We start from the raw sequence: 10,846 nt of genomic DNA, 5'->3' as shown, positions 1-10,846 counted from the left end.
CGCATACACTGGCGCGATGGGAACGAAGTGGACGTGGCTGGCCCTGCCCCCAACACCCCCGCCAGCGCCAGCCACGTCCACTTCGTTCCCATCGCGCCAGTGTATGCGCACCGGCTAGGCTCGCGCCCATGTCCGTTACGTTCGAAGTCGCGGCGGCCACCGTCCGCGACGCCCTCACCGACGCGGGGCGGGGGCTGGTGGAGCGCGAGGCGATGGTGGAGTTGGTGGCACTGTCGGCGGTGGCGGGCGAGCACCTGCTCGTCATCGGTCCACCGGGCACGGCGAAGAGCGAGGCGGTGCGGCGCACGGCGCGCGCGCTTGGCGGCTCATACTTCGAGTACCTGCTGGGCCGCTTCACGGAGCCGTCCGAAATCTTCGGGCCGGTGGACCTGCGCAAGCTGCGCGAAGGCGTGGTGGAGACGGAGACGGCGGGCATGCTGCCGGAGGCGGAGGTGGCGTTCCTGGACGAGGTGTTCCTGGGCTCCACCGCCATCCTCAACACGCTGCTGGGCCTGCTCAACGAGCGCACCTTCCGGCGCGGGCACACGCGCATGCAGTGCCCCCTGCGGGTGTGCGTGGGCGCGTCCAACGCGCTGCCGGAGGACGACGCGCTGGCCGCCTTCTCCGACCGCTTCCTGGCGCGCATCTTCGTGGAGCCGGTGCCCGACCCCCGGCTGGAGGAGCTGCTCGCGGGCGGCGCGTCGCTGTGGCGGGACGCGGCGCCGAGGGTGGCGTCGCTGGAGTCGCTGGACGTGGTGGCGAACGCGGCGCGCGACGCGGACCTGGCGCCGGTGCGGCCGCATCTGGCGCAGGCGCTGCGGACGCTGCGGGCCGCGGGCATCGCCCTGTCGGACCGTCGGGCGGTGAAGGTGCAGCGGCTGGTGGCGGCGGCGGCGGCGCTGGCGGGGCGCGCGACGCCGGGCGTGTCGGACCTGTGGCCGCTCGTCTACGCGGTGCCCACGAAGGAGGCGCAGGCGCTCGCGCGGGACGTGCTGCGCGACGTGCTCTCCGCGTCGGAGAACGCGGCGCTGCCGGCCGCGGCGCTGGAGGCGAGCGCGGGGCCGCTCGCGCGGGCACAGCGCATCGCCCAGGCGGGACAGGTGCTGTTGGAGACGCGGCCCCTGGATGCGGACGGGGACGCGCTGGCCGCGTGGCGGCTCAAGCTGGAGGGCGTGGCGCGCGAGATGGACGCGGGCTTCGCGCCGGAGTCGCTGCCGGAGGCGTTGCGCACGCTGCGCGCGGAGGTGGCGGAGGCGCTCACCCCCGTGGGCTCGCGGGCGGCGTGAGGCCCTAGCGGAACCCGTCGACGATGTAGACGCCCGAGCCCGAGAACTCCAGGGTGGCGGTTCCAGGCTTGGAGCCGGGCAGCTTCCGCAGCTGACCCTTCGCGGTGCGGGCCACCGCGCAGAGGGGCAGCCTCTCACGGTCGGGTGGCTTGGCCTCGTAGTAGCGGATGACAACCTGCTGTCCGCCCGTCCAGATCCGCCCGTACATCAGCGTGCCGGGGTCCAGCGGGCCGAGGCTGTGGTTCAGCTCGCTTTCGATGGGGCCCTCGCGCAGGTAGACGGGTCGGGTGTCCGCCTGGTTGACGTCGAGTTCCAGCGTGGAGCCATCGGAGACCTGCAGCCCCAGGAGCCGCATCGCCTTCAAGGCTTCTTCCGGGCAGTCTTCGGGTTCCGGGGTTCCGTCGGAGCGCACGGCGACATGGCCGGGACCCGCGGTCGCGCAACCGATGAGGAGGCCCAGCAGCAGGAGGGAGCAGGAGCGAATCACGGGGGAAGGAGCCATGGATGGGAGGGTCTACTTGTGCGGGCCCGTCTCTTCCAGCACGACCAACGCCTCTCTGAGACCGTCGTGACGGATGAGTTCAAGGATGAGTTTTTCGGAGCCCTTCTTGAAATCGAAGGTGCTCAGGTCGGCGACGACCGCGATGGTTCCCGAGGCGCCCTGGACGATCTCCTCTTGATCCATCCGCAGCGCGAAGGGCCAGGCCTTTCCACTGGATTCAACCGACAGCCGGGCTTGCCCCAGGCGCCAGGGGGTCTTCGACGCCTGGTTCGTGATCGCGAAGACGACCGCCGTCTTGCTGGAATGGATATAGCCGCGGATCTCCACCGTCCCGATGTCGCAGGAGAACGTCCAGGAACGTGCGACGCGGAAGGGCGTCATCTTCACGGCGCCCTGGGTCAGGAGCGCGGCCAGCGAGTGGTCCACCGAGGTCTCTTCCTGACGGAAGCGCTCGTTCTCTTCCCAGAGCCGGCGCTCCCGGATGCGGGAGTCGGACAGGCGCGAACGCATGGCGTCCGGGCTTTCAATGTTGCGAAAGACATTGATCTGCTGATCCGCCTGTCCATCCTCCCGGGCGTTGAGAGTGAACGGGAGCTCCGTTCCATCCTGGAGCGTCACCCGGAGCAGGAACGTGTCCTCGGGCGGGAGGCTCTGTCGCGGCACCAGCAGCACGGACTTGCCACCTGACAGGATGGGCTCGAACCGCCCCTCCCAGCCCAGCAACGCGGTCCGGGCCGGGTCGACGTCCTCCTCGAAGCGCAGCACCGTGGCGATGCGCGAGCCCACGTGGATCCGCGGCACTTCCTGGCTGGGGTCGTCTGAAAGATAGACGTTCCGCACCAGGGGCTGGCGCTCCTGGGCCGTGGCCACCGTGGCGGTCAGCAGCAGGCCCAGGAAGAGGCTGTCGAGGCGCTTCCTCATGATGGTAGCAACCTATCAGGTTCGCATGAATATCAACTACCTTTTGGGGCAGGTCCGGCACGGAATGACACGCTGAATCCGTGGGGTCGCGGGCCTCATGAAGACGCGCTGAATCCAACGCGTGCGGGGCTCCGTAAAGGTGGGTGGCATTCCAGCCATGGGAGCACTCTTCATGCGAAACACCTTCGCCGCGCTCGCGCTCGCCTCGACAGCCCTGTTGGTCGGTTGCGGAGACGATGACGACGACATGACCCCGGACGCGGGCACGACCTACAACCCCACGGGCACGGGGCCGGGCACGTCGCTGCGCTGCACGAGCAGCAACAAGAACGCGTGGGACACGTTCGGCGCGAACGCCTTCGTCGCGGTGAACAAGTCCATCGTCGCGAAGACGCTGGCGGAAGTGGGCGGCCCCAAGGGCACCACCAACCTGGGCGAGTCGTTCACCCACATCGGTGATGCCAGCAAGGGCCCGGCCTACGCGGACGACGCGGCGACGTTCGAGGGCAAGCTCGCGGCCTTCCTCGTCTATGCGTACGGCGGTCCGGAATCCATCACCTACGCCGACGGCAAGATGTACACGGGGCCGCAGAACATGGCGGCGGCGCACGTGGGCATGGCCATCACCGCCTCCCAGTACGACTACTTCATCGCCAACATGGTGGTGCCGGCGCTGACGGACAACGGCGTCACGGCCGCGGACGTGTCGTCCTGCTTCGCTCCCATCGTGACGGACGCCGCGTTCAAGGCCTCCATCGTCGGCAAGTAGTCACCCTCCGAGGGCTCCCATGAATCGCTTCGTACTCCCCAGGACCGCGCGCCGCGCGTTGGTTTCCATCGCGGGCCTCGCCGTGGCGTTCACGGCGGTGATGGGCTTCGCGCATACGCCTTCAGGCCGGCCGCTGCTGAAGTGGATGGGCATGTCCATGCCCCAGGCCGCGACGGCCGCGGGCTGTCCGCTGGGGTACGACGTGAAGCAGGCCCCAGAGCAGAAGGAGGCCGCGAGGCAGCGCTTCGCGGACCTCCACCGGGGGGCGGGGCCCGCGGCGGCCCGGCCCGCCCTGGGCTTCGACTTCGAGCAGACGACGCGCGCGCGGCTGCTCGCCTGGGCGGATCAGCATGGCGTGAAGTGCGTGACGCCGCGCAGCCAGGGGGACCTGGATTGCGCGGACGTGCCGGCGGCGCTCTTTCCCGGCACGGGCCGCGAGGCGGGGATCCGCAACCTGTGGGTGACGTTCGGCGCGGACGACAAGCTCGTGTCCGTCATCGCGGTGAGCCGCGCGGTGGACGCGGCGCCCATCAGCGCGACGTTCATCGCCGCGAACGCGTCGCTCGCGCGGCTGGCGGGTCCGGCGACGAAGCAGGACGGCGATGGAAGTGTCGCGGAGCTCCAGCAGGGGCTGCTGCGGCAGGCGAGCGCCGAGTACCGCTTCCAGGACTTCTACGCGCTCACCCGTGTCACCAACATGGGGGACGGCTTCGTGCTGACGGAGGAGTACCGCGCCCTGCCGACGGTGACGGCCTCCGCGCTGCCGTCCCGCTGACGGGAGCGTGTGCCTCACGGCGCTGTATCCGGTCCGGTCCCGAGCTGACTAGACTGGGCGCGTGAGCACCGCGCGCCGGGCATCGTGTCCGGTGGGAAGAAGCTGGGAGTCATGAGGCCGCAACCGGAGCGCGTCGCGGGGCTGCCCGTGCGCTGGCGTCCCAGGGCCGCGCCGCTGGAGCCCGTCGCCGTGGCCGGCGTGGGCGCGGTGGCGCATGCGCTGGGACAGCGGGCGATGCTCGCGGACGACGCGACGCTGGCGGCGTGGAGCGGGGTCGCGGGCGCGGACGTGCTCGTGCTGCTGGGCGCGGAGGCTTCGCTGCCGTGGGTGGAGGGCGTCGTCTACCTGGGGCGCGACCCGCTGGCCCCCGCGCTCCTGCTGCCGTGCGCGCTGGAGCCGGAGGTGGCGGTGTCCCTGCTGGAGCGCGCGTTGCTCGCGGGGCAGGGGGATTCGCCGCTCGCGGTGTTGCCGGCTTCCGGGCAGCTGGTGCCGGTGGGCTCGGCCCAGCCGGTGGTGCGTGCTTCGTTGCAGGCGTGGCTCGGGACGGAGGCGGTGACGTGACCGCGCTGCCTCCGGCGCTGCGCCCCTGGGCGACCCAGCTGTCCCTCTTCCCGGACGACCTCGCGCTCCAGTTGGGGGCGCACGTGGCGCGGCTGTCGGCGGCGCTCGGGGGGCTGCGGCCTCGCGGTGAAGCGGAGGGCGGAGAGCCGCAGGGCTATGACGGGCTCACCCGACGGGGCCCCTTCGAGCGGCTGCTCGTCAGTGAATGGCTGTGGGCGCTGGAGGCTCCGGAGGAGCTGGTGCGCCGCGCGGCGTTCGGTGAGCTGTCATTCCTCAAGCCCGCGTTCCGCCAACCGCGCGGGGCCCTGCGCACGGTGGTGCTGCTGGACGCGGGGCCGGATCAACTGGGGCTGCCACGCATCGCGCACCTCGCGTTGCTGGTGGTGCTCGCGCGAAGGGCCGAGGCTGCGGGCGCCGCGTTCACCTGGGGCGCGCTCCAGTCCGACCCCGAGCGCGCCACGCACACGGGGCTGGATGGCAACGCGCTGCTGAAGTGGCTGGAGGCCCGCTCCGTCGAACCCGCGTCGTCGCACCACCTGGCCGCGTGGCGCGAGGCGCTGGCGCTCCAGCAGGCCCCCGGGGATGCGTGGCTGGTGGGTGCTCCCCGGTTGGCACGGCTGGACGGCGCGGAGGGGATGTCCCGCGTGGAGGTGACCGAGCCGATGGAGCCCGGCGCGCACCGGCTCGCGGTGGACGTGCGGCCCGCGGCGCGTGTCGCCCGGTCGGTGGTGCTGGAGCTTCCGCCCCCGGACGACTGCCTGCGGCTGCTGCGCAATCCGTTTGGCCAGAGCCTCACGGCGCCGCCGGTGCTGATCCGGAAGGAGAAGCGCCTCATCGGCTTCGCCTTCTCCGGGGATGGCCGCCGCCTGTTGTTGCATCACAGCGATGGCAGCGTCGCGGCCATGGCGGTGCCGCACTCGCCGCGCGCCACCGTGCCCAAGCCCCGGCGCCTCCAGGTGCCCGAGGGGCAGCGGATCATCGCGGCGGGCTGGCGCCCCTCGGGGGGGCTGCTGGTGCTGGCGCGCACGGGAGATGACTACGTGATGCACGGGCAGGTGCGGACGCCCGACGGGGCGCGCAAGGGCCGCTACCACGTGCAGGTGGAGGCGGAGCGACCGGATCCGCCAGTGGGAGCGCAGCCCCTGCGGCTCATGAGCATGGTGGATCCACGGGGCCAGGAGCTGATCTGGATGCGGGACCGACGCGGGTGGTTGGTCTCGCTTCCGCCTCCCAGGGCCACGGGCACCGTGCCGCTCCTTCCGGTGGAACCGCATGTCTCCGCGATGGCGGAGGTGCGGCACAAGCCCGTCTACGTCATGCGGCCTCCTCCGGCCGGCCCGGGCCTTGCGCTCGTCGCGCGGCTCGGGGTGCTGGGCGAGGGGGAGCCGCGGGTCGCTCCGCTCAATGCCCGTCACGGCGACGCGTTCTTCGGCTACTCCCCTTCCGCGGCGCATCCCGACGCGGGGTTGCTGGCGGTGCGCCACTCGGCGGACACGTGGCGGCTGTTCCTGGACACGGGCGTGAGGGAAGTCCTGGTGCCCGAACAGCAGCGCGTGGTGGGGGTGGTGCAGCCTCCCGCGCCTTCTCCGCCGGGGCTGCTCACGCTCGACCCCGACCTGCGGACGTTCTACTTCTTCTCACAACAGGCTCCCCGGATCCTGGCCCTGGCGAGCAACGACGTGGTGCAGGCGGAGGCGAGCCACGGGCAGCCAGTGTTCGGCTGGCTGACGAAGGCGGGTGAGCTGGTGTTGTGGGACCTGATGGAGAAGACGTTCCTCTACCGCGCCCTGCCGGGGGCCACGCCGTGAGCGGACCTTCCGGAGCGCTGCGTCCCCGGATCCACGTGCACCGGGGAACGGTGGTGGCGGCGGCCTTCTGGTTCCACCCCGGAACGTTGGGCGCGACCGAGGCCCGTGCCCGTGTGTTGGCCGCGTGGAGGCCCGGGGCCACCGTCTGGGCGCTGGCGGGAGGCCACCTGCTGCGGTTGGCGACGCCGTGCACCGTGGCCGTGGACGCCGCGCCGGGACTGCCCTTGGTGCTGGAGTCGGGTGTGCTCACGAGCGCGCCGCTGGCTGCGAAGGAGCGCGAGCGATTGGCGCCGCCTCCTGGAGCGGTCGTGCTGGTGCATGAGGGTGTCGCGCGGCTGCACGTGCCCGGTGAGTTGCGGCAGGTGGACCTGGGGGCGTGGCTGGACGTGTCCGGGTGGCAGCGGATGCAGGTGAAGGGATTGGGCGCGCCGCCGCCGACGATGCGGCACATGCTGGCGCCCGTGCCGCCGCCCACGCGCGAATGGTTCGGACCGGGAGTGCCAGCGCTCGCGCCCGAGGCCCAGCGGATGCTGGCGCTCATGGAGGGGCGGGGGGAGGTCGTGGTCGCGCGGCGGGAGGGATGGCTCGCGCGCCTGCGCCGGGCTTTCTCACGACGGCCGGGAGAGACGGTGGTGGTGCGGCGCGAGGGACTGTTCGCACGGTTGCGACAGGCCTTCAGTGCAAGGCCAGCCGCCGCTGAGGACATCGCGACGGCGCAGCGGAGGGAGCGGTCTGCACGGGTGCGCCGTGCCTTCGGTTTGAAGCCCGAAGCTGGCTCGGGCACCGCGATGACGGTGCGGCGCGGAGGCTTGTTCTCGCGCTTGCGCCAGGCATTCGGTGCAAGGCCCGCAGGCTCGTCGGACACCGCGATGACGGTGCGACGCGGAGGTTTGCTCTCGCGCTTGCGCCAGGCATTCGGTGCGAAGAACACGATGACAGCGCCTTCCAGTGCGAGGCCCGCAGCCGCTGCGGGAAGCGCGATGACGGTGCGGCGTGGAGGCCTGTTCTCTCGCTTGCGCCAGGCCTTCGGCGCGGACTCCGCGCCCTCGGGCACGGGTCCCGGTTCTTCATCACCGCTGCTTCAGGCCCTGCGCTCGTGGCTGGGCGGCGGCGCGTCCGAATCCCAATCAACCCAGGGCTCGCAGCCCGCGCGCACCCAGGCGCCCCCGCGCGGTCCCAGCGCTTTTGAACGGATGAAGGCGTGGATGCTCCAGCACACGCCGCTGGGGCCACTTGTCGGCAAGCGCAAGGGCGACTACCTGCGCAATCTCCTGGAGATGTTCGAGGAAGGCCGGCTCGACGAAGCCCTGCGCCACGCGATTCCCCTCGGCAAGGATCCGGACCCCCAGGCGCAGCTCGCCCTGGGCGTCCCCGGCCCTCGCGAACAACTGCGCATCCAGCCTCGCGGAAGCAGTGGCAGCGCCCAGGTGTTCGGCGGCGGCCCCGCCGTGTTCGAGGCCCTGCGCGAGCGCTACCGCACCACCTTCCGCCGGCTGGAGCGCGAGGGCCGCATCGACGAAGCCGCCTTCGTCCTGGCGGAGCTGCTCAACGCGGCCGAAGAGGCAGTCTCCTTCCTGGAGCGGCACGGCCGCCTGCGATTGGCCGCGGAGCTGGCCGAAGGCCGTGAGCTGCCCGCCGGCCTCGTCGTGCGCCAGTGGTTGCTGGCCCGTGATGTCGCGCGCGCGGTGGCCATCGCACGGCGCGGAGGCGCGTTCGCGGACGCGGTGCTGCGCCTGGAGAAATCCCATCCGCGCGAGGCCGAAGCGCTGCGGCTCCTGTGGGCCGAATCACTCGCGGAGGCCGGAAACTGGGCTCGCGCGGTGGAGGCCGTGTGGCCCGTGACGTCCGCGCGCCACCTGGCGCGGGCCTGGGTGGAGCGGGGCGTGCACGCGGGCGGCGAGAGCGGCGCGAAGCTGCTGGTGCACTGGATGCTCGGGTTCCCGGATGGCTTCAGCACGGCACGTGGGCAGGTGGAGGCGCTCCTCTCGGATACGTCCCCCGAGCGCGCCCCGGAGCGCCTCGCCTTCGCCACGGAGCTCCTGCGGGAGGAACCCTCCGACGCCCAGGCCGCGCTGCTCGTCCCCACGTTCCGCGCGCTGATGCGCGACCGCGCGACGCAGCCCTCCCTGGCCCTGGACGCGATCCTCAAGCGGCTGCGCGCCGTGAAGGAGCCCGCGATGGCCGCGCTCCGCACGGACCTGCCCACGCCCAAGGAGTCGTCCATTCCCGTGTGGTCCGCGACGCCGCACGTGCCCACCGTGCGGGTGACGCTGGAGGAGAACGATGCGGGCGCCCACGCGGTGCATGACGCGGTGGTGCTGCCCGGCCGGCGCGTGCTGCTCGCGCTGGGGGAAGCGGGCGCGCGGCTGGTCGACGCGGACGGGCGGACGCTCGCGTGGTTCGACGTGCCGGCGTTCGCGTTGGTCATCTCCACGCAGGGCGACCGGGCGCTCGCGCTGGCGCGCCGGGGTGACGTGTGGCGCCTGTCCCGGCTGGACCTGGTGGCGCGCCGGGCCTCGCGCTGGTGTGACACGGAGCTGGGCGCGTGGGCCCCCACGTATGACGGGGACCGGTGGTTCGTCGCCGTGCGCGACACCGTGCTGATGGTGGACGCGCTGGCGGACGACCTGCGCTCCCTCTGGCGGGTACCGAAGGTGGGCGGCGCCGTGCTGGAGCTGGCCGTGGACGAACAGCACCTGTCCTTCCTCGTCCTCCACCTCTCCGAGGATCAGGACTTCCGCCGCCTGGAGCGCTGGGGCCATGCCCTGGAGGGCGGACCCACCCTGCGTCACCGCGCGGAGCTGGCGGGCGTGGCCTGGACCCCGGACATCCACACGCTCACGGCCGACGGAGAGGCCGTCGCGGCGCGCTCCGTCGCCCCCGAAGGGGAGACTCCCTCCCGCGGGGACGTCCTGTCTCCGTTCGTCTCCAGGCCGAACCACGTCGTTCCTCGGACGGAGCCCTTGCGCGTAGGGCTGGTGCTGGGGCGCGGCTGGAGCCTGACGCGGTTCAGCGCGGGCACCTCGCGCACCACCTCCCTGCGCGATGTCGTCGGACACCTGCGCGCGAGCGTCGAGTTCACCGGCACCCCGCCCCAGGTCGTGCGGCTCGGCGAGGGTTGGTTCATCGTCCACGACCTGATGGGTCGGGTGGTGTGGCTGGACCTGCACTCCGGCGAGGTCCACCGCGTGCCGGTAGCGTGAGCGTCAGCCGCGGTGCAGGTGGCTGGGGACGATGACGATGCTCGCGGTCAGCGCGCACGCGTCGTCGTCCACCTCCAGCACCACCCGCACGCCCTCCACCGTCACCAGCAGCGAGGGCTTCTCGCTGGGCAGCGCCATCAGCCACGACGACGCCAGCGGCAGCTCCGTGGCCGCCAGCTCCGCGGCGCGCAGCAGGTGCACGCGCACCGCGTGGCGGATGGCATCCGGCAGGGAGTGCAGCGAATAGAGCGACGCGTCCGGCAGGCGCAGCGCGTACGGCACGCGCGGCCACTCCTCCGTGCGGCGGGGCAGCTCGCGCAGCCGCGCCATCAGCTCCAGCACCAGCGCCTCCGGCCGCACCGGCTTGTGCAGGAAGCCCACCACCCCGCCCAACGGCACCTCCGGCGGAAGGCACCGGGCCGAGGACATCATCATCACCGACAGGTGCCGCAGCCGCGCGTCCGTGCGCAGCCGCCCGTACAGCTCCCATCCGTCCACGCGCGGCAACAGCAGGTCCAGCAGGATGAGGTCCGGGTGCTGCGCCCGCGGCCGATGACTCAGCCACGCCAGCGCCTCGGTGCCGTCCGACACCGGCGTCACCTGGAAGCCGGCTTCGCGTGCCGCCTGTCCCACTCCGTCCCGCCACGTCAAATCGTCCTCGACGAGCAGCAGGTGGCGCATCTCCATGGCCATCCCCGATTCGACCCGCCTTCTCTGGGTTTCTTGAACTGGACCCGTGTCCAATCGAGGCCCCGAGCGTCGCCTGTCCGACATTGATTTCGTGAGGACTGTTCTCCCCAGACGCTCACCGGCCAACAGCGACCATGACCGTCAGGCTGTCTTGTTGCAGGTGGGCCGCAATGCACACCCTTGGGCCCGTCATGGCCTACCGCTTCCAGCTCGAACCGCAGGTGGTGCACACACTCTCCGCGTGCCCGTCGGGGGTGCGCGAGCAGCTCCAGGAGGAGCTGGGGGCCCTGGCCAGCCTGATGCCGGGGGGCCCGGTGCCGCTGCCGGGGCG

At 72.0% G+C, this 10,846-nt stretch carries 9 protein-coding genes; 6 read left to right on the top strand and 3 right to left on the bottom strand.

Annotation, left to right across the window (positions count from 1 at the left end; all coding sequences use genetic code 11):
• Positions 1–128: 128 nt before the first annotated feature.
• On the top strand, positions 129–1,286 hold the full coding sequence (locus D7V97_RS32565; RefSeq protein WP_120614520.1) for an AAA family ATPase: 1,158 nt from the start codon (positions 129–131) through the stop codon (positions 1,284–1,286).
• Positions 1,287–1,290: 4 nt separating this feature from the next.
• Here the strand turns inward: D7V97_RS32565 and D7V97_RS32560 are convergent, their stop codons facing one another.
• Positions 1,291–1,788, bottom strand: a complete 498-nt coding sequence (locus tag D7V97_RS32560) for a serine/threonine protein kinase (RefSeq protein ID WP_120614519.1) — start codon at positions 1,786–1,788, stop codon at positions 1,291–1,293.
• Between the two features lie 12 nt (positions 1,789–1,800).
• Positions 1,801–2,709, bottom strand: a complete 909-nt coding sequence (locus D7V97_RS32555; RefSeq protein ID WP_120614518.1) for a DUF2381 family protein — start codon at positions 2,707–2,709, stop codon at positions 1,801–1,803.
• 172 nt (positions 2,710–2,881) lie between these two features.
• Between D7V97_RS32555 and D7V97_RS32550 the strand changes: the two genes are divergently transcribed.
• The 5 genes from D7V97_RS32550 to D7V97_RS32530 all read left to right on the top strand — a co-directional run bounded on the left by D7V97_RS32550 (position 2,882) and on the right by D7V97_RS32530 (position 9,825).
• Positions 2,882–3,478, top strand: coding sequence for a hypothetical protein (locus D7V97_RS32550; protein ID WP_120614517.1), 597 nt, complete (start codon positions 2,882–2,884; stop codon positions 3,476–3,478).
• 19 nt (positions 3,479–3,497) lie between these two features.
• The gene (locus tag D7V97_RS32545) at positions 3,498–4,253 is read left to right on the top strand and encodes a hypothetical protein (protein WP_147445062.1); all 756 of its coding nucleotides are present in this window, start codon (positions 3,498–3,500) and stop codon (positions 4,251–4,253) included.
• Positions 4,254–4,364: 111 nt separating this feature from the next.
• A complete protein-coding gene (locus D7V97_RS32540) occupies positions 4,365–4,814 on the top strand; it encodes a hypothetical protein (protein ID WP_120614515.1) in 450 nt (149 codons plus the stop codon).
• Positions 4,811–6,622 (top strand): hypothetical protein, encoded by a 1,812-nt coding sequence (locus D7V97_RS32535; RefSeq protein ID WP_120614514.1) that lies wholly within the window; start codon positions 4,811–4,813, stop codon positions 6,620–6,622. The genes D7V97_RS32540 and D7V97_RS32535 overlap by 4 nt, the downstream gene beginning before the upstream one ends.
• Positions 6,619–9,825, top strand: a complete 3,207-nt coding sequence (locus tag D7V97_RS32530; protein ID WP_120614513.1) for a bpX6 domain-containing protein — start codon at positions 6,619–6,621, stop codon at positions 9,823–9,825. Before D7V97_RS32535 ends, D7V97_RS32530 begins: the two co-directional genes overlap by 4 nt.
• Positions 9,826–9,828: 3 nt before the next feature.
• Here the strand turns inward: D7V97_RS32530 and D7V97_RS32525 are convergent, their stop codons facing one another.
• A complete protein-coding gene (locus D7V97_RS32525; RefSeq protein WP_120614512.1) occupies positions 9,829–10,518 on the bottom strand; it encodes a response regulator in 690 nt (229 codons plus the stop codon).
• Positions 10,519–10,846 lie beyond the last annotated feature (328 nt).

The organism is Corallococcus sp. CA053C (assembly GCF_003611675.1).
GTDB lineage: Bacteria > Myxococcota > Myxococcia > Myxococcales > Myxococcaceae > Corallococcus.
The sequence above is the reverse complement of the archived record's forward strand: the minus strand, read 5'-3'. Positions and strand labels throughout refer to the sequence as shown.